We start from the raw sequence: 25,031 nt of genomic DNA, 5'->3' as shown, positions 1-25,031 counted from the left end.
GCATAATAGAAGTGGCGCCCACGCAAACCAGGATATGGGTTCTGAAACCCGCCGCTCGGTTGCTCCATTCCCTTTCAAGCCCCACAAGCCCCCCTGCCGCAACGGACAGTACGATCCTAAGCGCTAATTCCCAATAAGAGATCGCCCATACACCCTGACCCATTGTCATCCACCTCCATTTCCGCTATAAGATATGTATTCTTAATTCTGCAAAAAAACGCCGGACAGGTCTTACGCTCTCTAATGAAAGCGCAAGTCCTAATTCGGCGTCTCCGATTCTCCAAACCACTATTAACTTGTATAGGTTCACGGACTTTATTTCGTAGCAAAAACCTCGCAAATGAACAATTGGCGGTTCTGGCCTAGATTAACGATCTGACCGTTAATCGACACCATTGGCCGGGTAGGGTGGTTTCGGTCCGTGAACACGATCTCGCCGACGTTCCCGTTGTTCAATTTCACGAAAACCCCGTTATGAAATTGCGTCGTTCTCTCTATAAATGTCTGCACATATAGAGGATCGAGCTTTCCGAAGGAACCGGAATGCAATTCCTCAAGCACGAGGTAAGGCGATTCCGCTTTGCGATAGTTACGATTCGAGGTCATGGCGTGATACACGTCGGCGATCGCGACAATTTTGGCGTAAGGATGTATTTTATCCCCTTTAACCTTCATCGGGTAGCCGCTCCCGTCAATCCGCTCATGATGCTGAAGCGCCGTTAGCCATACGCCTTGATTCATCGAAGTACTTCCTTCGAGCATTCTGAATCCGTATACGGTATGCTGTCTCATCTCTTGCACTTCTTCCGAAGTAAGACGAGTAGGCTTGTTAAGGATCGCCTGGTCTACTCTAATGTTGCCGATATCGTGCAACAAGCCGGCCATGGCAATCGGGAGCCAATCTTTCTCGGGCATCTTGTTCCACTTCGCCAATTGATAAGAAGTCATGGCGCAGAGGACGCTGTTTCGAACCAATACGTCAACGGTTCCCGGCGACTGAGGCGCGAGAAAAGTTAACACGTTGTATTCGTCCATAAAATCGATTAGCGCGTTAAGGCCGTTACGCAAATCGAGTACGGGAAGCTTCAGCCCGGAGCTAAGCATGGACATGATTCTCTTAAACAACTTCTCCATGTTCAGAAACTCATGCTGCAAGGACGTCAGTTTCACTTCGACCGTAGCCGCCATTTCCTCGGCGGCTGTATCCGATCTCTGCTCTTCAAGACCGTTGCGGATAATATCCACGCTCGGAATCATATAAGCTTGCAAGATCTCGGCATCTCTATCCGACAGGACGCGACCTTGCTGCAGCAGCACGCTTCCGAGAGGAGTCTGAACATCACTGCCAAGTCGATCGCCAACCTGAATCTGCGTTATCGGAATGATCGGCATGGTGCTTCCCTCTCCCTTAGCCATTCAAGAAGACAACTATGCGTTGTCTTCCGAATCGCCCTCAACTTCTTCAGAATCCGTATCCGAATCCTCGCTTCGCGGAGCCCTAGCTACCGTGGCCACGGAATCTTCATCGCGGATATTAATCAATTTAACGCCTTGGGTTATCCGGCCCATCGTATTAATCCCGGACATGCTCGTACGGATCAATGTTCCCGAGGACGTCATGATCATCAAGTCTTCATCGTCTTGAACGACTTTCAAGCCTACGATGACCCCATTCTTCTCCGTCACGTTCAAGGTTTTAATCCCTTTACCGCCGCGGGTTTGAATGCGATATTCCGTCATCGGAGTCCGTTTGCCGTATCCTTTAGCCGTTACGATCAGAACTTCTTTATCCGGCTGCACGATGTCCATATCGATTACTTTGTCGTCTTCGTCCAGTTGGATCCCTTTAACGCCGGTTGCCGAACGACCCATTGCTCTTACATCCTGCTCGGAGAAACGAATGGACATCCCTTGGCTCGTACCCATGACGATCTCGCGTTCGCCATCCGTCAGCTTCACGCCGATCAAATCGTCGTCTTCGCGCAAGGAAATCGCGATTAAACCGACCTTACGGATGTTCGAGTAATCGTCGAGAGGCGTCTTCTTCACGATACCGTTGCGGGTTGCGAAGAAGAGGAACTGGTTCGGCTCGAACGATTCAACCGGGATAACCGCATTGATCGTCTCGCCTTGCTCGATCTGGATCAGGTTGATGATCGGCGTACCGCGAGCCGTCCGGCTCAGATCCGGAATCTCATAGGCTTTCATTCGGAATACGCGACCTTTGTTCGTAAAGAACAGCAGGTAATGATGCGTATTGGAGACGAATAGATTTTCGATGAAATCGTCGTCCTTGGTCCCCATTCCCATAATCCCTCTACCGCCGCGTTTCTGGCTGCGATAGGTGGAAACGGGAAGCCGCTTAATATAGCCGGTATGCGTCATCGTTACGACAACGTCATCGCGCGGAATGAGATCTTCATCCAATATTTCATCGTCGCTTACCGTAATTTCGGTACGGCGCTCGTCTCCATATTTGAGCTTAATCTCTTCGAGCTCATCGTGGATGATCTCGTTTACGAGGCTCTCGTCCGCGAGAATCGCTTTATATTCCGCGATCTTCGCCTGCAACTCGTTATATTCTTGCTCGATCTTCTCGCGTTCCAAGCCCGTAAGGCGTTGCAGACGCATATCGAGAATCGCTTGTGCTTGATCTGCCGAAAGTCCGAATCGCGTAATCAAGCCTTCGCGTGCTTCTTCCGCCGTGCGGGAAGCGCGAATAAGCGCGATAACCTCATCCAGATGATCCAGGGCGATACGCAATCCTTCCAGAATGTGCGCGCGCGCTTCCGCCTTTTTCAGATCGTATTCCGTACGGCGACGTATAACTTCGACTTGATGCTTGATGTAGTGATGAAGCACGTCTTTTAAGTTAAGTACCTTCGGCTCGTTGTTAACGAGCGCGAGCATGTTAACCCCGAAGCTTGTCTGCATCTGGGTTTGCTTGTACAAGTTGTTCAATACGACAGTAGGTGTTACGTCGCGACGCAATTCGATGACGATGCGCATTCCGTTACGGTCGGATTCGTCGCGAAGATCGGTAATTCCGTCGATCTTCTTCTCGCGCACGAGCTCGGCGATCTTCTCCACGAGCCTCGCTTTATTGACTTGGTAAGGGATCTCGTGAACGAGAATGCGGGCTTTGCCGTTGTTCTCTTCGATCGTTGCCCTTGCGCGCATCGTAACCGATCCGCGTCCCGTCGCGTAAGCTTGACGGATGCCGACCCGGCCAAGGATAAGACCCGCCGTAGGGAAATCCGGTCCCTTTACGAATTCCATCAAGTCATACGGAGTTAATTCCGGATCGCGCAATAACGCTTGCGTTCCTTCGATGACCTCGCGCAGATTGTGGGGCGGAATATTCGTCGCCATCCCGACCGCGATACCCGTATTTCCGTTAACGAGCAAGTTCGGATATCTTGCTGGCAGTACGACGGGCTCGATTTCCTCGCCGTCGTAGTTCGGTCTGTAATCGATGGTTTCCTTGTTGATGTCCCGAAGCATTTCCATGGCGATCTTGGAAAGACGAGCTTCCGTATACCGCATAGCTGCGGCAAAGTCGCCGTCTACGGAACCGAAGTTCCCATGACCGTCGACCAACATGTAACGGAGCGAGAAGTCTTGCGCCATCCGTACCATGGCTTCATAGATCGGAGAGTCGCCATGCGGATGATACTTACCGATGACTTCTCCGACGATTCTTGCCGATTTCTTGTAAGGCTTGTCCGGGGACATTCCCAATTCAGACATCGCATAGAGAATACGTCTATGAACGGGCTTCAAGCCATCGCGAACATCCGGCAAAGCCCGGCTGACGATAATACTCATAGCGTAATCCATGAACGATTCCCGCATCTCGACCCCTATATCGCGGTCACGGACTTGGGAGCGTTGTTCTTCCGACATGAAGATCCTCCTTAACAAATATACAAGCGGATAAGAACGCACTTACGGTTGCACACCGCAGGGCGTTTTCCGTCATAGATTAGAAAATATACAATAAGTCCATTATATCATACTGCCGAAGGGAAAGGTTGGATGTCCCCGTATGTCGATTCAACGCGTCCGCAGTAAGACGGCCAAGACCAATGCGCTTCTCGCCAATCCCGTTCTTAAAGAATACGTTCCAACGACAAACGACTTCGGGCGGTCGACCGTCCAACGAATGCTCGATCAATTCGAAATGATCTACGTGAAACCGGTAGACGGCACTTTCGGCAACGGGGTCATCCGCGTCGAGAAGAGAATCGGAGCGAACAGACCCTACTTCTTTCAATCCGGCGAAACGAAATTTTCCTTCGTCGGATTCGACGAGATGTTCGACAAGCTATTGCTCGTGAAGAAAAACAAACCCTATTTGGCCCAGCAAGGCATCCATCTCTTAAAGCATTCCGGTAGAAGATTCGATCTCAGGGTGATGGTTCAGAAAAACCCTCGCTCGCGATGGGAAACGACCGGTATGATCGGACGGGTAGCCCACCCGCGCAAAATCGTCACCAATTATCACGCCGGGGGAACTCCTATGCCTGTTACTGTTTTATTAAAGAACTACCTTACCGCGGAGCAATATCGTTCCTACGAAGCGCGTCTCCGCAAACTCGGGGTAGATATCGCCGTCGCGTTGGAGAAGAGATTTCCAAGAATTAAAGAAATCGGAGTAGACGTCGCTATCGATCGCAGCCTGAAACCTTGGATTCTCGAGGTTAATACGTTGCCCGATCCGTTTCTATTCAAGAAATTGCCGACCCGTTCGGTGTTCCGAAGAATCTATTCTTACGCTGTTGCCTACGGAAGGTTCGGAGTTCGCAAACGCAAAACGTAATCCGCAGGGGGTATCTCTCTCTAGAGATACCCCCTGCTTTATTCTGCTCTTTACTTGTCGGCTACAAGGTGAGAATGCTAAACGTCCAAGTTCTTAACGTACTTCGCGTATTGCTGAATGAATTCCCGACGCGGTTCCACGTTCTCGCCCATCAAGGTATCGAACATGAGATCGGCTTTGATCGCGTCTTCGATTCTGACTTGCAGCATCGAACGGACATCCGGATCCATCGTCGTTTCCCACAGCTGGGTACCATCCATTTCGCCCAACCCTTTGTAACGTTGAATGTTCAGCTTGACGCCTTCTCCGAATTCGGCAACGATCTGATCCCGTTCCTTCTCGGTCAACGCATACCGAACCGTTTTGTTGCGTTCGATCTTGAAGAGCGGCGGTTGTGCGATATAGACGTAACCTTCTTCGATCAGCTTACGCATGTAGCGATAGAAGAAAGTAAGGATTAACGTGCGGATATGCGCTCCGTCGACGTCGGCATCGGTCATGATAATGATCTTGTGATATCTTGCTTTGGTGATATCGAAGTCATCGCTGATCCCGGTACCTAGCGCCGTAATCATCGCCCGAATCTCCAAGTTAGACAGAATCTTATCCAGACGAGCTTTCTCGACGTTGAGAATCTTTCCTTTCAACGGCAAGATAGCTTGGAAATGCCGGTCGCGACCAAGCTTCGCCGAGCCGCCGGCGGAGTCGCCTTCTACGATGTAGATTTCGCTGATCGAAGCATCCTTGGATGAACAGTCGGCCAATTTACCCGGCAGCGAGCTGACTTCCAGCGCGCTCTTCCGACGGGTCAATTCCCGCGCCTTACGAGCGGCTTCCCTTGCCCGAGCGGCTTGAAGACCCTTCTCCATGACTTTTCGGGCAACGCCCGGATTCTCGTCCAGAAATTGCAGAAGCTTCTCGCTGAACAACGATTCCACGATTCCGCGGACTTCGCTATTTCCGAGTTTCGTCTTCGTCTGGCCTTCGAACTGAGGCTCCGGAATCTTCACGGAGATAATCGCGGTCAACCCTTCCCTGACGTCGTCGCCGGATAGGTTCGATTCGCTTTCCTTAACGAAACCCATCTTCCGGGCGTAATCGTTAATTATGCGGGTAAGCGCGCTCTTGAATCCGGATTCGTGAGTTCCGCCCTCGTGCGTATTGATATTATTCGCGAAAGAATACAGATTCTCGGAATAACCGTCATTGTATTGCATCGCGATTTCGCAATGAATGTTATCTCTAGAGCCTTCGACATAGATCGGTTGCTCGTGCATCGACTCGCGGTTGCGATTCAAATACTGCACGAACTCGACGATTCCTCCGTCGTATTTGAACGAATCGCTCATTCCCGTACGCTCATCGGTGAGATTGATTTCTATTCCTTTGTTGAGGAACGCAAGCTCGCGAATACGCCCGACTAGCACATCGTAATCATAGATGGTCGTTTCCGTGAAAATCTCCGGATCCGGTTTAAACCGCGTATGTGTACCCGTCTCCTCGGTATCTCCGATGATCTTCAGATCATATTGCGGAATACCGCGGCGATATTCCTGTTGATGAATATGTCCATCGCGTTTGACCGTGACGATTACGAGCTCCGACAAGGCGTTAACGACGGATATCCCGACGCCATGCAAGCCTCCGGACACTTTATACCCTTCGCCGCCGAATTTACCGCCGGCGTGAAGCACCGTCATAACGACCTCAAGCGTCGACTTCTGCAGCTTCGTGTTTAAGCCGACCGGGATTCCCCGGCCATTATCGATAACCGTGATGCTGTTGTCTTCTTGTATGATGACGTCGATTCGGTTGCAGAACCCGGCCAACGCTTCGTCAATGCTGTTGTCGACGACTTCCCAGACAAGATGGTGCAGGCCTTTACCGCTCGTAGAACCGATATACATACCGGGACGTTTACGTACCGCTTCCAAACCTTCCAATACTTGAATCTGACTCTCGTCGTAGGTATTATGCTGTGAATTAACGGACAAACCTTCCACCGCCTTCTTTACGTAACCGTTGCTAATCAATACTTCAGAAACAATATGGAAACCGTAGACCCCATAAGCCTCAATATAAACGTATAGCCTTCCATGGGAAGGCGACCGTCGTCTATGCTCACCCTTCCAGGTAGTGCGCCCTCTTCTTGAGGGTGGACGTGGAGATAGGGGAGTAATAAACTTTATGCTCCGTAACGACAATCGATTTCGGATCTTCTTCTCCTATCGTTTCCACTTCCTTGTTCTTCTGAGCGTGTACGACGAATTGCCTGGACAGCTTGGAAGATTGCTCAATAGAAATGTCGAAGATAGCGACGAGCTGCGAAGTTCGAATTATTTTTTCCCCGCCCAGATGGATATACACGGAGTTCCTCCTCTTACATTAGCGCAGCAATTGGCCGTTTCTTACGTGAAATATAGAAGCATCCTTCAAGCGACTCATGTTGACGCTTTCCAATCCTGTTGTCGTTATGAAGGTCTGCACTCGGCTTTGAAAAGTCTCGATCAATTGAGTTTGCCGGGTTTGATCCAGTTCCGATAGAACATCGTCCAGCAGCAATAGGGGGTATTCCCCGATTTCTTCGTGCATCAATTCCAATTCCGCCAGCTTTAACGACAGTGCCGCGGTGCGCTGCTGTCCTTGGGATCCGAACGACTGAACGTCCTTGCCGTTGATCGCGAAACTCAGATCATCCCGATGGGGACCGGTAAGCGTCATGCCTCGCCGAAATTCTTGTTCCTTGCCTTGTGATAACTTTAACATAAATTGCCCGAATAAAGAAGATTGATCTTGGTTATCGATTCCAGTTGAGGTTCCGAAAGAGGGCTTGTACTCCACCGTGAAGTGTTCGTTACCGCCAGTGATTCCGGCATGTATTTTCTCCGCCCACTTTTGCAGCTGTATGATGAAGTTTTTCCTTTTTTGCATCATTTTAACACCTGACGTCGCAAGTTGTTCGTTCCACACGTCCAACATTTCCGGCGAAGCCCGATGAATGTCGGTCGACTTCAGATAATTGTTCCTCTGCTGCAAAATTCTCTGGTACTGCTGCATGTCGTACAAATAACCGGGATGCACCTGACCGATTTCCATGTCCATGAACCGGCGGCGCACACCCGGTGCTCCCTTAACGATATCCAGATCTTCGGGCGCGAATAGCACTACGTTCAAGGTTCCGACGAACCCGCTTAGCTTACGTTGTTCGAGTCCGTTGACTTTGGCTTTCTTTCCTTGCGCCGACAATTGCAGTTCCAAGCTGACATCGCCCATTTTACGAGTCATCTGGGCTCTAATTACCGCGGCGGTTTGATTCCAGCCTATTAATTCTTTATCCTTCGAGGTCCGATGGGATTTCGTTAAGGACAATACATGTATGGCTTCGATCAGATTGGTTTTCCCTTGGGCGTTAGGCCCGATGAAAATATTAACGCCGCCCTCTGTCGATAGCTTTAGTGACTCATAATTACGATAGCCTTGAAGCTCCAACGTGTTCAACTGCATTGGATATTCCCTCTCCATCCGACTTCGGAGCCGCCACGCCGGAATTTAACGGGTCCCGATCGTAAAGGATCCGGCACCTTCTACTTCTACGAGATCTCCGACTCTAAGTTTCCGTCCCCTGCGATTGTCAGGCTCCCCGTTGATTAGAACGCTATTTTCCTGCAGGAAATGTTTAACTTCCCCGCCCGTACCGATGCATTCCGCAAGCTTGAGGAATTGTCCTAACGTGATGTATTCCGTCGAAATTCCGATACTTTTCATCTTCGGCGCCTCAGTTCGTCGTTCTGTATGGAAGAATCAGATGCAAGCTGTTCTCATGATCGTTCGGTTTAATGATAATCGGGCTCATCGCGCCGTTAAAACCGATAAACAGATCTTCGCTGTCGATGACCTTGAGAACGTCGAGCATATATTTGGAGTTAAAAGCGATCTTAAGCGGTTCTCCCCGCATCTCGGTTACGCTTAATTGCTCCGTTACTTTCCCCAATTCCGAAGAGCTGGAGGAAATTTCAATACCGCCGTTGTCCGTCGTAACCAGTCTAACGATATTCGTTTTTTCTTCTCTGGATAACAGATAAGCGCGATCGATCGAATCGCTGAGCGCTTTCGTGTTCAGGACGAGTTCTGTTTTGAAGCTTTGCGGAATAATCTTGGAAGTGTCGGGATAAGTTCCGTCCAGCATCCTTGAATAGAACAATACGTTGCCAAGCTTGAAGAGCACCTGGTTCTCGGCTACGACAATATCTACCATGACGTTCTGATCCGGAACGATTTTCGCCAATTCGTTCAAAGTTTTACCGGAAATGACAATATTGGAAAATCGAACGTCGTATAGTTCGACCGTTGCGGAGCGGCTTGCCAGACGATGTCGATCGGTCGCGACGAATTTGTATACGCCGTCTTGCAAGTTCCATAATACGCCGGTCAAAATCGGCGTCGATTCGTTAGTCGTTACAGCGAATACCGTTTGGCGGATCATATCCCTTAATAAGTCTCCAGGAATAGATACGACCTGATCTTCTTGAACGGATGGAAGGACGGGAAATTCTTCGGGATCTAGTCCAACGAGTTGAATTTCCGTAGCTCCGGAAGTTATTAACGTTTGGAATCGTTCTCCGACTTCGATATGAACTTCTTCATGAGGAAGTTTCTTAATAATCTCTACGAAAAATTTAGCGGTAAGAACGACGCTGCCCGGACGGGAAACCGTCGCGATCGTTTTGTTCGGCGTTTCAAGCGGGATAAAGCTCTGTATGGAAATGTCGGTATCGCTCGCAGTTAAGGTAACGCCCCCGAAATTTGCATCTAGTTTAATGCCGCTGAGTATAGGAATCGTAGTTCTTGACGCAACCGCTTTGGATACGTGTTGAATCGCGTCGTTTAACTCGCCCCGCAATATCGTCAATTTCATGGGTTCACCTCGTCGATTTTTACGACATAAACGCTGCCGCCAATTTTGCAGACGATGTCCGTTTATGCGTCTATTGTAGCATGTTTAAATCTTTAAGTCGTAGTAGGTGCGGTGAATATGTGGATAACCGCGAAAAAGCTCGAAAATAACGCCTATCCACATGTGGACTCTTTGTGCATAGGCGCTAGGTGTCGTTTTAGGTTAAATTTTTGATTTTTTCTGTCAGGCTGTTGATAATTTTGTATAAATCCTGGTCGACTTTTAATAGCTGCGAAATCTTCTCGTGAGCATGGATTACGGTCGTATGATCTCGGCCGCCGAAAGCGTCTCCGATCTTAGGGAGGGAGTAATCCGTAAGCTCGCGGGAGAGATACATGGCGATTTGCCGCGGGAAAGCGACGGCTTTCGTACGTTTACGCGCTTTGAAGTCTTCGAGCTTCAACCCGTAGTAATCGCCGACCCGTTGCTGGATATCTTGCATTGTAATGAGCCGATTGCGACCCGTCGGCAAGATATCCTTCAACGCTTCCGCTGCCAGATGCGCGGTGATGTCTTGATTCGTTAGAGAGGAGTAGGCGACGATGCGAATTAAGGCGCCTTCCAATTCGCGAATGTTGGAATCGATCATGTTCGCGATGTACATCATAGCTTCATTGGGGATATCGAGATTTTCCGCTTTCGCTTTCTTGCGAAGAATCGCGATCCTCGTCTCTAAATCCGGAGGTTGGATATCGGTAATAAGTCCCCATTCGAACCGGGAGCGCAGTCGTTCTTCGAGCGTCGGAATCTCTTTGGGCGGCCGGTCGCTTGAGATGACGATTTGCTTATGTTCTTCATGGAGCGCATTAAAGGTATGGAAAAATTCCTCTTGGGTTCCTTCTTTACCGGCCAGAAATTGAATATCGTCAATGAGCAGAACGTCGATGTTGCGATATTTGTTGCGGAAGCTCTCGCCTCGGTTATCCCGGATCGCATTAATGAACTCGTTGGTGAATTTCTCGGACGAAAGGTACAGCACCTTCATATGAGGATTGTGTTCCAATATATAATGTCCGATAGCGTGCATGAGATGAGTTTTGCCCAAACCTACGCCGCCATACATGAAGAACGGATTATAGGATTTGGCCGGAAGTTCAGCTACGGCCAAGGATGCCGCATGGGCAAAACGATTGGCCGCGCCGATGACGAACGTATCGAACGTATATTTGGGATTAAGCATGTGCATCATCGGTTCTTCGAGCGCAACTTGCCTTGAATTCTGAGATTGAGGCGCCGGATCCACAGGTTCGGGAGGACGCGCTTCTTCTATAGAAAACTTCACTTCAACCGGTCTGCCGATGTAATCGGAAAGCGTCGATGATACCAGCTTCGTATAACGAGTCTCCAGCCACTCCACGGCAAAAGTCGTCGGCGCGGTAACCACGACAACGTTATCGCTCAAGAAGGAAGCTTTTGTTGCTTTGAACCAAGTGTCGAAGCTGGGCTTGCTTAGCTTCGTTTGGATGACCGACAACACTTGTTGCCAGACCTCGTTGTTGCGGTTGTCCACGACAATTTCTCTCCTTTAACCCATCGCACGGACAAAAAATAAGCGGAGAACGATCGGCCGATTGTGTGCTCGGTCTAGTTATCCACACCATTCCCTGAATTATTTATAGGGATATCCACGTATTTGGGGGTTTGTTCACAAAGTTATTCACAGGGTGTTGATAAAATGAGGGGAAAAAGTTCGTATCCACCGGAAAAGTCATGACTAATCATAGCAGACAAACCCTATAAATTCAACGAAATTCACCTTGTTATCCACAATTTCAATAACTTGTGGATGAAAACTGTGCACAGTACTACATATTGTTGATAAGATGTGCGAATGTTCGACAGCATTCCGTTTTGTTCGTTTTTGAAATCAATCTTATACACATGTGAATAAGTTAAATTGCCGCAAACCCTCATTTCATTGACTTTTTGGCGCAATCGTGGTTTAATAGATGGACGTGAGTTTTTAAGTAAGGGGGTTGGAATCATGGGTCCTACATTTAAACCGAATGTGAGCAAACGTAAGAAGGTTCACGGTTTCCGTAGCCGTATGAGCTCGAAGAACGGTCGTAAAGTTCTCGCTGCTCGTCGTCATAAAGGTCGCAAAGTTTTGACTGCATAGTTTAATGAAAGACCACTCGCCGTGGTCTTTTTTTCTTTCGATACAGGTTCGATAAGTGAGGTTTAGGGGCGGTGTTGGATGCATAGAAAGCTGCGCCTTCGCAAAAGAGAAGATTTTAACGTGGTATACCGTTACGGCCGGTCGTTCGCGAACTCGCAATTCGTGGTTTATTGGCGCAAACGGTCGCAACTTGGATCCTTTCGAATGGGGGTATCCGCCAGCAGTAAATTGGGCGGTGCCGTCGTAAGAAATCGATTAAGAAGAATGGTGAAGGAAATTGTCCGATTAAACGCTTCCAAGCTATTGGAGGATACGGATTTAATCCTGATCGTGCGCAAGCCTGCGCTTTCTCTTCCTTATAAGGAGATGGAAGGAAGCATTCTGCACGTGCTGCGAAAAGCCGGATTGTTGAAAGGTTCATCTCCGAAAACAGGAGTGCCGCCATCCTCATCAACGCGTGGAAATCGTCCGAATAACCGGAACGGAAAACAAGGCAAATAAGCTTAGGCGATGTGGATAAGCCTTAGCTTTTCTTTGCCTTCTTTCTTATGGTATAGTGGACATGAATAGTTATTACTGTGGACTAGTTGCAGGTGTTTGGAATGAGATGTTAACATTACGGCATGCGGGCGTTTAAGAGGGGAGTTTTTAGTTTTGTTGCGAAATCGCAAATGGTGGACCGTTATCGGCGGTTTGTCGCTGATGACACTGCTCGCGGGTTGTACTCCGGCAGCTACTGCAATACTTACGGAAGACATGGCTGAAAGCGGTTCATGGTGGACCCGTAACGTCGTTTATTGGTTCTCGAAGATGTTGGATACTTTTGCTGACTGGTTCGGAGGACAATATGGTTTAGCGATTTTGGTACTGACCATTATTGTAAGATCAATTATTCTTCCTCTAATGATTAAGCAATATAAGAACACGAAAGCGATGCAGGCTTTGCAACCGGAAATGAAGAAGATCCGGGAGAAATACAAGGACGATCCGAAACAACAGCAAGAAGAAATGATGAAGCTGTATCAGACGAATCAAGTGAACCCGTTGGCGGGTTGCTTGCCGCTTATCGTTCAAATGCCGATCTTCATCGCATTGTATAACTCGATTTACACGAACGCGCATATTCGCGGAAATGAATCGTTAGGAATCGAAGAGAGCAGCTTCCTTTGGTTGCACCTAGGAGAGAAGGATCCTACTTATCTTCTACCGATTATCGCTGCGATCACTACATTCGTTCAATCGAAGATGATGTCTTCGCAACAGCAAATGGTCGGACCGATGAAGGGACTTATGTATATCTTCCCGGTCATGATCTTCGTAATGGCGATTAACTTCCCATCGGCTTTGCCGTTGTACTGGATTTACAGTAACATCTATACAATCGTTCAAAACTACTTCATGTATAGAAAATCGCCTAAAGCTGCTGTGGTAGAAGAAGCTCCTCAACCAAAACCCAAAAATGGCAAAGGTAAAGGTAAAGGTAAGGAGGCGCGCTCAAAATGAAAAAGCTCCTGGCATCGGGAAAAACGGTAGAAGATGCGGTTCGTAAAGGTCTTGCCCAGTTGGGCGTACAAGAAGACCGAGTGAACGTCACGGTATTGGAACAAGCCAGTAAAGGTTTGTTCGGGCTCATTGGAGCCAGAGAAGCGAAGGTGGAATTGGAATTGTTGCCGGATGGCGTAGAAGAAGCGGTATTGTTTCTTCGCGAAGTATCCGCGGCAATGGACCTAACCGTTTCTGTTGAACGGGTTGATGAGAATGATGCAGTGCGGATTAACATTACAGGTTCCGACTTGGGCATTCTAATCGGTAGACGTGGACAGACTTTGGATTCTCTTCAATATTTGACGAACATCGTGGCGAATCGCCATTCGAACCATCATCTTCGCATCGTGCTCGATGCCGAGCAATTTCGTGAGCGTCGCCGTCAGACTTTAGAAGCTCTATCGGAGCGGATGGCCATGAGGGTCATTCGAACGCGGAAGGAAATCATGCTTGAACCGATGACGTCCCAGGAAAGAAAGATTATTCATGCCAGGTTGCAAACGAACCCGAGCGTGAAAACTTTCAGCCAAGGGGACGAACCGAATCGTCGAATCGTAATTGCTTTGAAGTAGCATATCGTTACCGCGCAATGGCTTCCGCAACGTTGGGGGTCATTGCGTTTTTGTACATGATTCGTTTGGTGTAAGCAAGTTGTAGTAAGATCAGATATGAAGGTATGCCGCCGTCCAATTCATGGACGGCGAAGCCGTTTTATCGTTTCAGAAAGTATATCATTCGCTCTATTTTTCTGAAACGTCTCCGACATAAACGTTCCCCCGCCATCCCAATGGACGGCGTAGGTCGTTTAAGCTTGCATGCAAAAGTCTTCTCGAGGTGGATATATGAACGAAGATACGATAGCCGCGATCGCGACCGCGCTCGGCGAAGGCAGCATCGCCGTCGTTAGGGTCAGCGGGCAGGACGCGGTAGGAACGGTAGCGAAAATATTCAAATCCAAACTTGATTTAAGGGAAGTGCCTTCCCATACCGTTCAATATGGTTGGATCGCGGACCCGCAAGAGGATCTGATATTAGATGAAGTGTTGGTTACGGTGATGAAAGGCCCGCGTTCCTTCACGGCGGAAGATGTCGTGGAGATTAGTACGCATGGGGGGATCGTCGCGGTTAAATCGGTGCTGGAATTGGTGCTGAGACATGGAGCCAGAATGGCCGAACCCGGAGAATTTACGAAACGTGCTTTTCTGAACGGCAGGATCGACCTGGCTCAAGCCGAGGCGGTAATCGATCTCATTCGTTCTAAATCCGATCGTGCTTTTCAAGTGGCTCGCAAGCAGGCGGACGGAGCATTATCCAAACAAATCATTCCCCTTCGGCAGCAGTTGATCGAATTGGTGGCGCATGTCGAAGTAAATATCGATTATCCCGAGCATGACGTGGACGAAGTGACCGCGGATCTCATTCGCGACAATTGTAGTTCCGTTCTTGCCCAGGTCAATGACTTGTTAATTAAATCTAATGAAGGAAAGATACTAAGAGAAGGGATCGTTACGGTAATCGTCGGTCGGCCGAACGCGGGCAAATCTTCGTTGCTTAACGCGCTTGCGCGCGATAATAAAGCGATAGTGACTGACATTCCGGGTACGACTCGTGATATTGTAGAGGAGTCGGTATCTTTATCCGGCATTCCGTTAAGGCTTCTAGATACGGCCGGAATTCGGGAAACGAACGATAAGGTCGAACAAATCGGAGTCGAGCGCTCCCATGGGGCTTTAAACGATGCGGATTTAGTTCTGCTCGTATTGAATCATCATGAGCGCTTGCACGAGGACGATAAAAAGCTGTTGCAGCAGCTCAAGGATAGATCGACGATTATCGTGGTGAATAAAATCGATTTACCAGGTCAGTTGGAGCTTGCCGAGATCGAACGGGATTATGCGAAGGATCGTATCGTTTTCTTGTCGGCTAAGGATGGCAGCGGGATAGAAGACCTAGAGAAGGCCGTATCCGGTCTGTTCTTCAGCGGGGCGGTCGAGTCCGGGGATATTACTTACGTGAGTAATGTTCGCCATATCGCTTTACTGCATCAGACGAAACGATCGTTAGAAGATGCAATCCAGGCAACGTATGAAGGCATTCCGATCGACTTGATCCAAATCGATCTAGCCGCATCTTGGGAATCGTTAGGACAGATCCTAGGCGACGCGGCCGGCGATTCATTGCTGAATCAGATTTTTTCGCAGTTCTGCTTAGGTAAATAGATATTTGTAACGTAGGGCGTAGAAGTACAATCGAACAAGGAGGGAAACATAATGTCTTATCGTGCAGGAGATTTTGACGTCATCGTTATCGGTGCCGGACATGCGGGCTGCGAAGCGGCATTAGCCGCGGCGAGAATGGGATGCGAGACGCTATTATTAACGATTAACCTGGATATGGTTGCGTTCATGCCTTGCAATCCGTCGATTGGCGGACCGGCTAAGGGGCATGTCGTCAGGGAAGTCGATGCTTTGGGCGGAGAAATGGGACGCAATATCGACAAAACCTTCATTCAAATGAGAATGCTGAACACGGGAAAAGGACCTGCAGTTCATGCGCTGAGAGCGCAAGCGGACAAATTTCTTTATCAGCATACGATGAAACAAACAATCGAGTTACAGGACAGATTAACTCTTCGTCAAGGTTTAGTGGAGGATTTGTTAATCGAGGACGGGGTTTGCATCGGAGTGGTCACGAAAACAGGGGCTGAATACGGAGCCAAGTCGGTCGTATTGACTACGGGAACCTATTTGCGCGGAAAAGTCATTCTAGGCGAATTGAAATACGAGAGCGGTCCGAACAATCAACAACCGGCCGTCAAACTCTCGGAAGCTTTGTTGCGTCACGGATTTCAATTGGCGCGTTTCAAGACGGGAACTCCGCCGCGCGTGCATGAGGATTCCATCGATTTCAGCAAAACGGAAATCCAGCCTGGAGATGACAAACCGAAATATTTCTCCTACGAGACGGAGTATATGGCTCATTCCAACGACCAGCTCCCATGCTGGCTAACGTACACATCGGAAGAAACGCATCAGATTATCAATGATAATTTGTACCGGGCTCCGATGTTCTCCGGATTGGTTGAAGGAACGGGAGCGCGCTATTGCCCATCAATCGAAGATAAAATCGTCCGCTTCGCGGATAAACCGAAGCATCAGATTTTCTTAGAGCCTGAAGGCAGACACACAAAAGAATATTACGTGCAAGGTTTGTCTACGAGCATGCCCGAAGAAGTTCAAGTCAACATTCTTCGATCGATCCCCGGTTTGGAAAAGGTCGAGATGATGCGTCCCGGCTACGCCATCGAATATGACGCGGTCGTACCGACTCAATTGTGGCCTTCATTAGAGACGAAGCTTATTCAAAATTTGTTCACGGCCGGTCAGATTAACGGTACATCCGGTTACGAGGAAGCTGCAGGGCAAGGGGTTATGGCCGGCATTAACGCAGCGCGTAAAGTTCAAGGAGCCGATCCGGTTATTATCGATCGTTCGAAAGGGTACATCGGCGTTATGATCGACGATTTGGTAACCAAAGGAACGAATGATCCCTACCGTCTGCTTACTTCCCGTGCGGAGTACCGTTTGTTGCTGCGCCATGATAACGCGGATTTGCGTTTAACTCCAACAGGTTATGAGATTGGACTGATTACCAAAGCCCGTTACGAGAAGTTTCTTGAGAAGAAGGGCAGAGTAGAGGACGAGATTGTTCGACTGAAAGAAGCGCGGTTCCGTCCGGACGAAGCGGTGCAAGCGATGCTAGCCGAAGCAGGATCAACACCCTTGAATAATACGGTTGATGGATTAACGTTACTTCGTCGTCCGGAGATTACCTACGGACATCTAGAATCGCTGGATCCTTCTCCAATCGAACTATCTGATGACGTGAAGGAACAAGTCGAAATTCAAGTGAAGTACACGGGTTATATCGAGAAACAGCAGTTGCAAGTCGAGCGTATGGAGAAAATGGAGAAAAAGCGTATTCCCGACAATATCAATTACGATATCATTCACGGGCTAGCGATGGAAGCAAGAGAGAAGCTCGGCAAGGTTAGACCTCTTTCCATCGGTCAGGCTTCGCGGATTTCCGGCGTAACGCCTGCTGATCTGTCGATCCTCCTCGTTCACTTGGAACATTACAACCGAGTTACCGCGGCGGCTCACGGATCATGACGGACGCTATTCAGCAGCAATTTTCGCAGCAGGCCGCAGGATTAGGGATTCAATTAACGGATCGCCAACACGCTCAATTCGAAACCTACTTCAATCTATTGGTTGAGTGGAACGAAAAAATGAATTTAACAGGAATAACGGAACGGGATGCCGTTTATGAGAAACATTTTTACGATTCGCTAACGATTGCGGGAGCTGTACAATTTGATAAAATGCAATCGCTAGCGGACATCGGTTCGGGCGCAGGATTTCCTTCTATTCCGCTTGCGATCGTGTATCCACATTTGCAAGTGACGATCATTGACGCGCTAGCGAAGAGAATTAAGTTTTTGGAGGAAGTGACTTCGCAGTTAGGGCTAACTAAAGTACTTTGTTTACACAGCCGCGCGGAGGATGCAGCTCGTAAGAGAGAGCATCGTGATCATTACGATGTCGTAACCGCAAGAGCCGTAGCGCGCTTGGCCGTACTCAACGAATTTTGTTTACCTTTCGTACGTCCGGGCGGATTATTCATTGCCATGAAAGGCACGGACATTTCCGCCGAAGTGGATGAAGGTCGTTATAGTTTAGCGAAGTTAAACGGGAAAATTCAGAACGTCAAGCAACTAACGTTACCAACAGAGGGCGCGGAACGACATTTAGTCATTTGTTCGAAGAAAGACCCGACTCCCGCAGCTTATCCTCGCAAAGCTGGAATACCGCTTAAGAGTCCGTTAATTAAGTCGTCTTCCTCTTTGAATTTCAACTAGAATAGATACGTTTAACGAATGTTCCACGTGAAACATCCCTCCGGAAAGGGGGACAATGTTTCACGTGGAACATTTTTACGTTTACGGAGACTATTTAAACGTGATATCCTAGAATAGGATTGCTAGATTAGGTTGTATCTTAACGATTTCGGGCTTGAAAGTTTTTTCTCAAGCAGGAAATCGGGTTGGAATAGCGAATATAATAGAATAACAGATCAGCGTGCCGCTTATGCGCCTCACGACGCATATTGTCGGCGCTTTTTCGTCGCTATGGACCAAATATCCGCCTATCTTACTTAATGTGGTGATCCGAGAGAAATGAAAGAGCAATTCTCAAGACTGCTCGGTTTATCTGACCGCAGCAATCAGGAAGAAGTTAAACAATTACCGATACATGAGATCGTGCCGAGTCCTTATCAACCGAGAACGGTGTTCGATGACGATCGGATCGATGAGTTATGTCAAACGATCAAGACTCATGGGATTATACAACCGATCGTAGTTAGAGTACGTGACGGGAAGTTCGAAATCATTGCCGGCGAACGTCGTTGGCGAGCGGTAACGAAGCTTGGGATGGATTACATACCGGGAATCGTTAGAGAAATCAATGATTCGCAAGCTGCTTCTGTAGCGTTAATAGAGAATCTTCAACGTGAAGGATTAACTGCTCTTGAGGAAGCCATTGCCTATCAAAAACTTATCGATTTACACCAGTTGACGCAAGAAAGCTTGGCACAACGATTGGGCAAGAGCCAATCCACGATCGCCAATAAGATACGATTGCTGCAATTAGGCGAAACGGTAAGGCTTGCCTTGTTGGAAAGAAAAATTACGGAACGTCACGGAAGAGCGCTTCTTTCTCTGCCAGACGAAGAAATGCAAAATAAAGTACTAAACGAGATCATCGAGAAGGAACTTAACGTTAAACAGACGGAAATCCGGATCGCGTTCTACTTGGAAGTTGCAAAACCTAAGAAAAAACGCATTTCCTTCACGAAGGATGTACGTCTTGCCTTGAATACGATTCGGCAATCCGTCGATATGGTTAACGGATCCGGGATACCGATTAAGGCTAGCGAAAAAGACTGCGATGATCATTATGAGATTATCATCCGAATTCCTAAGCGTTAATTCATTTGCGGATGCCCTTGTTAGAAATATACGCTGCCATTGAGCGGAAGTTGGTAAGCGTTGCGGGGGTCCGTTTTTTGTTTTCGAACATTCGTTTAATCTTCATCCGGCGTCTATGAAGGTGTTTGATATTTGTTTCATTAATATTGAGGTGAATTAGGTTGTCTAAAATAATAGCGATTGCCAATCAGAAGGGCGGGGTCGGTAAAACCACGACATCGGTTAATCTCGGCGCTTGTCTTGCTTCTCTTGGCAAACGAGTTCTGATTGTCGATATCGATCCCCAAGGCAATACGACAAGCGGAATCGGAATTAATAAAGCGGACGTGAATTATTGTATTTACGACGTGTTAATCAACGAAGTTCATCCTAAACAAGCGGTTTCGGATACGGAAATCCCGAATCTTAAGATTATTCCGGCAACGATTCAATTGGCTGGAGCGGAAATCGAACTGGTGCCAACGATGTCGCGGGAAATTCGTCTTAAGAAGGCATTGGCGCTTGTTCGCGGCGATTTCGATTACGTTCTGATCGATTGCCCACCATCCTTGGGGATATTGACCATTAATTCACTCACGGCGGCGGATTCGGTGCTAATACCGATTCAATGCGAGTATTACGCATTGGAAGGGTTAAGCCAGTTACTTAACTCGATTCGACTCGTTCAGAAACACTTGAATACATCGTTGCAGATCGAGGGCGTGTTGTTGACGATGTTCGATGCTCGCACGAATCTAGGTATTCAAGTTATTGAAGAGGTAAAGAAGTATTTTCAACAAAAGGTGTATCAGACCGTTATTCCGCGTAACGTAAGACTTAGCGAAGCTCCGTCTCACGGACAATCGATTATTACTTATGATCCGAAGTCCAAAGGTGCAGAAGTGTATCTCGAGTTGGCGAAGGAAGTGATCTCTTATGAGCAAGCGGCTAGGTAAAGGGTTAGATGCGCTAATTACTTCTCTTTCTATTAAAGAAGACGATAAGGTCGTTGAAATTCCGTTAACGCAGCTCCGCGCCAATCCCTATCAACCTCGTAAAACGTTCGATCCGGATGCGATTAAAGAGCTTGCGGAATCGATACGCGAGCATGGCGTCATTCAACCGATCGTTGTACGTCAAGCATTGGTTGGATTTGAGATAATCGCGGGAGAGAGAAGGTTCAGAGCTTCTCAATTACTGGGCAATGCAACCGTGCCTGCGGTTGTCCGAACATACAATGATCAGCAAGTCATGGAAATTGCATTAATAGAGAACGTGCAACGGGAAGATTTGAACTCTATCGAAGTGGCGGTCGCTTATCAAGGGATCATGAATCAGTTCAAACTTACGCAAGAAGAACTGAGCCTTAAGGTAGGGAAATCGCGTTCCCACATCGCAAACTTTCTCCGGTTGTTAGCACTTCCCGATGAAATCAAAGATTATGTTTCACGTGGAACATTATCGATGGGTCATGCGAGAGCGTTGGCGGGAATTAAAGACGAGTCCGTTAAACGCGAATTGGCGAAACAATCCGTGGCTTCCGAGTGGAGCGTGCGCGAATTGGAAGAGGCGGTTCAGAATACGGAGGCCAAGGTCAACGTAAAAGCGAAAGCCAAGGCGAAATCGAAGAAACGGGATCCATTCCTGGAGGAACTCGAAGAGTCGCTTCGCGAAAAATTTCAAACGACGGTTCGCATTAAAGCGAATAAAGATAAAGGTAAAATCGAGCTTTCCTATTTCGGGAAGAACGATTTGGAGCGTCTACTAGAATTGCTTAAAGCGTTGGCATAGTATGGAATAATCGATAGCATACCCAAGTTGTAATCTTCCTAAGGAAGCATTAAACTAAGGTATGCTATTGTTGCGTTTAGGACGGTGAAAAACGAATGATGGAATCGAAAAAAATAATCTATTTAGACAATGCCGCAACAAGCTGGCCGAAGCCTCCGACGGTAGCGGAAGCTATGGAGCGCAGCATGAGAGAGAGCGCGGCCAATCCGGGGCGCGGCAGTCATGCGATGGCCGTTAAAGCGAGTAGGGTGCTGTTCGAGACCCGCAAACGGTTAGCTAGGTTGTTCCGAATAAGTAATCCCAACGATATTGCATTCGCGTTGAATACGACGCATGCATTAAATCTTGCTATTCAAGGGATGTTGAAGCAAGGGGACCATGTAATTGCGACGACGGTAGAACACAATTCGGTCAGACGGCCTCTCGAAGCTTTGAAAAGGAAGCTGGGCATTCAAGTTACTTATATCGGTACGGATGCCAAAGGGTTATTGAATGTAAAAGAAGTAGAGCGTGCAATCCTTCCGAATACGAAAATGATCGTAGTTACGCATAGCTCGAATTTGCTAGGTTCTATCATTCCCGTTGCGGAGATCGGTGAAATCGCGCGCCGAAGGAACGTCAAGCTGCTTGTTGATGCGGCTCAAAGCGCAGGGGTGTTGCCGATTGACGTTGAGGGCATGGGAATCGATCTGTTAGCTTTTCCGGGTCATAAAGGTCTGATGGGTCCGCAAGGGACGGGAGGGTTGTACATCCACCCTAATCTGGAGCTTGAGCCTCTGATGCACGGAGGGACGGGGAGTAAGTCGGAAGCGCCTGAGCAACCGACGATTCGACCGGATCGATATGAAGCAGGAACTCAGAATACGGTCGGTCTAGCGGGACTGTCGGAGGGCGTCGGGTTTATTTTAAAAGAAACGACGGAAGTTATTCACAACCAAGAGCAACGATTAACCTTCCAACTCATGGAGGGGCTGCAGGGCATTCCGGGAATAACATTGCTCGGTCCGGATATCGGGGTGGAGCGTACGGCCATTGTGTCATTCTTGTTGGAGGGCGTTGATCCGTCGGAAATGGCTTTTCTGTTAGATCAACAATTCGGGATAGCGGTGAGGGCAGGATTTCATTGCACGCCTTTAGGACATGAGACTGCAGGGTCATACGAGACGGGGGCCGTACGCGCCAGTCCCGGATATTTTACGGAAAAATCGGAAATCGTATCAATGATAGAGGCGGTCGAGGAGATCAGCCGGAACCTGAGAAACGGAAAATAAGATCAGAGCAAGGGATGACGGGGGAGACAGGAAACATGGAAGGTTGGAATGAACAAATCGTGATCGCCATTGCGGCAGGTGTAGGTCTGCTGCTCTTGATATTATTCATATGGCTCATAGTCGTCACAAGTAAATTGAGGAAGTTAAAAGAAGCTCAGCGCAAGATCGTTGGAGATACGGGCGTACACAACATGGAAGAGGTTATGAACGCATTGCATGAAAGAATCTCGTCCATGGATAATCGGCAGCTTGTTCAAGGCGAGAAGCTGGAGCAACAAGAAAAACGCCTATCGACCTTGAAAGGGCGAATCGGCGTTCATCGGTTTAACGCGTTCTCGGATTCCGGAAGCGATCTTAGCTTCTCGGTAGCCTTCATTAATGATGATCAAGACGGGGTCGTCATCACCGGCATTCATGGTCGGGAACAAACGTTCCTGTACGCGAAGCCGATCGACAAAGGACAATCTGCCTACATGCTGACGCCGGAAGAGAAGATCGCGATCAATCTGGCAACGCAAAAGGGATAACCGAACTACTGCTACTGTTACTGCGTGTCTTATGTACAGCGCTTAATAGACTTTGAGCAATGATTTCCGACATCTTCACGACGAGATTTAAGCGGGTGTTCTGAAGGACGAAATATTCCATGAATCCTCCGACGTTCACGATGCCGGTCATATGGATATCTCCAACAGGCGGCAGCTCCTTGTTAACGCCTGCTCCGGGCCTTACGGGACCGGATCCGACTTGTATGCATCCGACGCTGGATACTTGTCCAAGACAGGCGTCTACGGCGATGACGAAGGGTTGCCGCGAGCTTCTCGAGATCTTAAGCAAGGTATCCCCTAGGTTCATGGCGTGTACCGGCTCCTCCAGGGTGCCGTAGAGATCGAAGGAAGTGCTGTATTCCCTAGCTAGTGCCGTGCCGACTAATGGTCCTAGAGAGTCTCCCGTGGAGCGATCGGTACCTACGCATACGATGACGATCCGACGATCTTGCGGTAACGCATCTAAATAATATTCAAGATTCTGCGACAGTCGGTTTAAGACGGTTGGTTCGTTAAAAGGAATCTTTAAAGAGAGCGCCGCTGAATCCGGTGCGGAGCCCGGACGTTTCTCCCACGCGCCGTTCATTCGTCCGATTCGCCTCCTACCCTAGTATGTTACTAGTATATGGACGAAAGAGCGTATTTATACTTGGACGACAAGCATAAATAGATTTGGCCGACCTGGGACGGCCAATAACGACGAAAAACCAATAAATTCCGAATCGCTTAGAAAGGATAAGGATTGTAAGTTTGTTATACTTGTAAGCAGGAGGTATTCGCGATGGACACTCTCTTAATCGCCTTCGATTCCACTCAACAAGCGCTGCGAGCGGAGATGCTCCTCGAGTATGCGGATATCGAAATCGACATTTGTCCGACACCGAAAGAAATCACGGCGGGGTGCGCTTTATCGATTGCGTTTCCTAGCCTCGAATTGGATCAAGTCAAACTAATTATTCTATCGGAAAACGTAGAGATCAGGGGTTTGTTCGAGAAAACGCCGGACGGATATTCGGAGATTGCTTGATACGATACGCAAGAATAGTTTTTTTAGTAAGGAGATTTGAAGTATGCGTTCTTTATATGCAGTAGAACAAGTTGTCCCCCACAAAAACCCGTGGAATCAATTCATTGATCAGATATGGGATATGATTCGCGATACGGAAATGTGGACGTCGGCGTCTATGGTACTTCTGCGGATTATTTTGATCTTTGTCATCACCCGGCTCGTCTTGATCGTCGTCAACCGATTCATCGATCATGTGACGCACGAGAAAAAATCGAAGCGGTTAAAGCTGAGAGTAAGACGCGTTCAGACGATGGCCAGGTTGATGAAAAATACGGCTTCGTATATCTTTAATTTCATAGCGATCCTCCTCATCCTAGGAGAGTTTAATATTCAGATTGCGCCTTTACTCGCCGGCGCGGGTGTAATCGGGCTGGCCATCGGCTTCGGAGCTCAAAGTTTGGTCAAAGACGTCATTACCGGATTTTTCATTATTTTCGAGGATCAGTTTGCCGTAGGGGACGTCATTCAGTCGAAGGATTTCAAAGGGACGGTCGAGATGATCGGACTGCGCGCCACAAGGATAAGAAATTGGACGGGCGAGGTTCACATCATTCCTAACGGCCTCATTAATGAAGTGACGAATTTTTCCGTTAATCCTTTGCTCGCGGTTATCGACATAACGATTGCTTATGAGAACACGATTGAAGAAATGATGAATACGATCCGGGGCGTTCTCGTCCAAATTAACGATGCTAACATTACGGCTACACCCGAAGTGCTAGGCATCCAGACGTTGGCGCTGAACCAGATGACGATACGAATTACGGCCAGGTGTAAACCGAACACGACCGGAGAAGTGACCCGGTTAATTAACACGGAGCTTAAGAAGGCATTCGAAACGTCAAGGACGGAAGCGACTACGTAATGTCGTCAATAGGATC

The 25,031-nt window shown here is 48.3% G+C and carries 25 protein-coding genes (1 of these 25 only partly in view); 15 read left to right on the top strand and 10 right to left on the bottom strand.

Annotated features, from left to right (window positions below):
* From HH215_RS23175 to gyrA, 3 genes are all read right to left on the bottom strand, one after another.
* Positions 1–163 carry the beginning of an MgtC/SapB family protein gene (locus HH215_RS23175; RefSeq protein ID WP_169282057.1) on the bottom strand. 563 nt of this gene lie to the left of the window's left edge, so the window shows 163 of its 726 coding nt (coding positions 1–163); its start codon is at positions 161–163; the stop codon falls past the left edge of the window.
* Positions 164–315: 152 nt separating this feature from the next.
* Positions 316–1,392 (bottom strand): HD-GYP domain-containing protein, encoded by a 1,077-nt coding sequence (locus HH215_RS23170; protein WP_169282056.1) that lies wholly within the window; start codon positions 1,390–1,392, stop codon positions 316–318.
* 36 nt (positions 1,393–1,428) lie between these two features.
* Positions 1,429–3,906: a DNA gyrase subunit A gene (gyrA, locus tag HH215_RS23165; RefSeq protein WP_169282055.1), complete on the bottom strand. Its 2,478-nt coding sequence runs from the start codon at positions 3,904–3,906 to the stop codon at positions 1,429–1,431.
* A 142-nt stretch (positions 3,907–4,048) separates the two neighbouring features.
* On the opposite strand from gyrA, the gene HH215_RS23160 reads away from it, so the two are divergent.
* Positions 4,049–4,822, top strand: a complete 774-nt coding sequence (locus HH215_RS23160) for a YheC/YheD family protein (RefSeq protein WP_169282054.1) — start codon at positions 4,049–4,051, stop codon at positions 4,820–4,822.
* 77 nt (positions 4,823–4,899) lie between these two features.
* On the opposite strand, the gene gyrB is transcribed toward HH215_RS23160, so the two are convergent.
* From gyrB to dnaA, 6 genes are all read right to left on the bottom strand, one after another.
* Positions 4,900–6,816, bottom strand: a complete 1,917-nt coding sequence (gene gyrB, locus HH215_RS23155; protein WP_169282053.1) for a DNA topoisomerase (ATP-hydrolyzing) subunit B — start codon at positions 6,814–6,816, stop codon at positions 4,900–4,902.
* 127 nt (positions 6,817–6,943) lie between these two features.
* Complete coding sequence (gene remB / locus HH215_RS23150) at positions 6,944–7,189, bottom strand: extracellular matrix regulator RemB (RefSeq protein ID WP_115995722.1); 246 nt, start codon at positions 7,187–7,189, stop codon at positions 6,944–6,946.
* 18 nt (positions 7,190–7,207) lie between these two features.
* Entirely contained in the window at positions 7,208–8,326 is a 1,119-nt protein-coding gene (gene recF / locus HH215_RS23145) for a DNA replication/repair protein RecF (RefSeq protein ID WP_169282052.1), read from the bottom strand.
* Positions 8,327–8,371: 45 nt separating this feature from the next.
* Positions 8,372–8,587, bottom strand: coding sequence for a S4 domain-containing protein YaaA (yaaA, locus tag HH215_RS23140; protein ID WP_169282051.1), 216 nt, complete (start codon positions 8,585–8,587; stop codon positions 8,372–8,374).
* Between the two features lie 10 nt (positions 8,588–8,597).
* On the bottom strand, positions 8,598–9,737 hold the full coding sequence (dnaN, locus tag HH215_RS23135; RefSeq protein WP_169282050.1) for a DNA polymerase III subunit beta: 1,140 nt from the start codon (positions 9,735–9,737) through the stop codon (positions 8,598–8,600).
* 196 nt (positions 9,738–9,933) lie between these two features.
* The gene (gene dnaA, locus HH215_RS23130; RefSeq protein ID WP_169282049.1) at positions 9,934–11,286 is read right to left on the bottom strand and encodes a chromosomal replication initiator protein DnaA; all 1,353 of its coding nucleotides are present in this window, start codon (positions 11,284–11,286) and stop codon (positions 9,934–9,936) included.
* Between the two features lie 474 nt (positions 11,287–11,760).
* Between dnaA and rpmH the strand changes: the two genes are divergently transcribed.
* The 12 genes from rpmH (at position 11,761) to HH215_RS23070 (ending at position 23,060) form a co-directional block, all read left to right on the top strand.
* Positions 11,761–11,895 carry a 50S ribosomal protein L34 gene (rpmH, locus tag HH215_RS23125; RefSeq protein ID WP_135152737.1) on the top strand — a complete coding sequence of 45 codons (135 nt, stop codon included), beginning with the start codon at positions 11,761–11,763 and terminating at the stop codon, positions 11,893–11,895.
* Between the two features lie 78 nt (positions 11,896–11,973).
* Complete coding sequence (rnpA, locus tag HH215_RS23120; RefSeq protein ID WP_169282048.1) at positions 11,974–12,396, top strand: ribonuclease P protein component; 423 nt, start codon at positions 11,974–11,976, stop codon at positions 12,394–12,396.
* A gap of 201 nt (positions 12,397–12,597) precedes the next feature.
* Positions 12,598–13,398 carry a YidC/Oxa1 family membrane protein insertase gene (locus tag HH215_RS23115; RefSeq protein WP_169284538.1) on the top strand — a complete coding sequence of 267 codons (801 nt, stop codon included), beginning with the start codon at positions 12,598–12,600 and terminating at the stop codon, positions 13,396–13,398.
* Positions 13,395–14,012 (top strand): RNA-binding cell elongation regulator Jag/EloR, encoded by a 618-nt coding sequence (gene jag / locus HH215_RS23110; RefSeq protein ID WP_169282047.1) that lies wholly within the window; start codon positions 13,395–13,397, stop codon positions 14,010–14,012. The genes HH215_RS23115 and jag overlap by 4 nt, the downstream gene beginning before the upstream one ends.
* Positions 14,013–14,282: 270 nt before the next feature.
* Positions 14,283–15,659 carry a tRNA uridine-5-carboxymethylaminomethyl(34) synthesis GTPase MnmE gene (mnmE, locus tag HH215_RS23105; RefSeq protein WP_169282046.1) on the top strand — a complete coding sequence of 459 codons (1,377 nt, stop codon included), beginning with the start codon at positions 14,283–14,285 and terminating at the stop codon, positions 15,657–15,659.
* A gap of 51 nt (positions 15,660–15,710) precedes the next feature.
* A complete protein-coding gene (gene mnmG, locus HH215_RS23100; RefSeq protein WP_169282045.1) occupies positions 15,711–17,612 on the top strand; it encodes a tRNA uridine-5-carboxymethylaminomethyl(34) synthesis enzyme MnmG in 1,902 nt (633 codons plus the stop codon).
* Complete coding sequence (gene rsmG, locus HH215_RS23095) at positions 17,609–18,361, top strand: 16S rRNA (guanine(527)-N(7))-methyltransferase RsmG (protein WP_169282044.1); 753 nt, start codon at positions 17,609–17,611, stop codon at positions 18,359–18,361. The genes mnmG and rsmG overlap by 4 nt, the downstream gene beginning before the upstream one ends.
* A 318-nt stretch (positions 18,362–18,679) precedes the next feature.
* Positions 18,680–19,492: a nucleoid occlusion protein gene (gene noc / locus HH215_RS23090; protein ID WP_169282043.1), complete on the top strand. Its 813-nt coding sequence runs from the start codon at positions 18,680–18,682 to the stop codon at positions 19,490–19,492.
* A gap of 161 nt (positions 19,493–19,653) precedes the next feature.
* Complete coding sequence (locus HH215_RS23085; RefSeq protein ID WP_169282042.1) at positions 19,654–20,427, top strand: ParA family protein; 774 nt, start codon at positions 19,654–19,656, stop codon at positions 20,425–20,427.
* Complete coding sequence (locus HH215_RS23080; protein WP_169282041.1) at positions 20,408–21,262, top strand: ParB/RepB/Spo0J family partition protein; 855 nt, start codon at positions 20,408–20,410, stop codon at positions 21,260–21,262. The genes HH215_RS23085 and HH215_RS23080 overlap by 20 nt, the downstream gene beginning before the upstream one ends.
* A 95-nt stretch (positions 21,263–21,357) precedes the next feature.
* A complete protein-coding gene (locus HH215_RS23075; RefSeq protein WP_375140457.1) occupies positions 21,358–22,533 on the top strand; it encodes an aminotransferase class V-fold PLP-dependent enzyme in 1,176 nt (391 codons plus the stop codon).
* 35 nt (positions 22,534–22,568) lie between these two features.
* Positions 22,569–23,060 (top strand): DUF4446 family protein, encoded by a 492-nt coding sequence (locus tag HH215_RS23070; RefSeq protein WP_169282040.1) that lies wholly within the window; start codon positions 22,569–22,571, stop codon positions 23,058–23,060.
* Here HH215_RS23070 and yyaC read toward each other — a convergent pair.
* Entirely contained in the window at positions 23,035–23,667 is a 633-nt protein-coding gene (yyaC, locus tag HH215_RS23065; RefSeq protein WP_169282039.1) for a spore protease YyaC, read from the bottom strand. The genes HH215_RS23070 and yyaC overlap by 26 nt on opposite strands.
* A 195-nt stretch (positions 23,668–23,862) precedes the next feature.
* On the opposite strand from yyaC, the gene HH215_RS23060 reads away from it, so the two are divergent.
* Together HH215_RS23060 and HH215_RS23055 are read left to right on the top strand one after the other, a co-directional pair.
* Entirely contained in the window at positions 23,863–24,108 is a 246-nt protein-coding gene (locus HH215_RS23060; protein WP_169282038.1) for a putative Se/S carrier protein, read from the top strand.
* 43 nt (positions 24,109–24,151) lie between these two features.
* Positions 24,152–25,015 (top strand): mechanosensitive ion channel family protein, encoded by an 864-nt coding sequence (locus HH215_RS23055; protein ID WP_169282037.1) that lies wholly within the window; start codon positions 24,152–24,154, stop codon positions 25,013–25,015.
* The last annotated feature ends 16 nt before the right edge of the window (positions 25,016–25,031 follow it).

The organism is Cohnella herbarum (assembly GCF_012849095.1).
Lineage (GTDB): Bacteria > Bacillota > Bacilli > Paenibacillales > Paenibacillaceae > Cohnella > Cohnella herbarum.
This window is presented reverse-complemented; position numbering and strand designations above follow the sequence as displayed.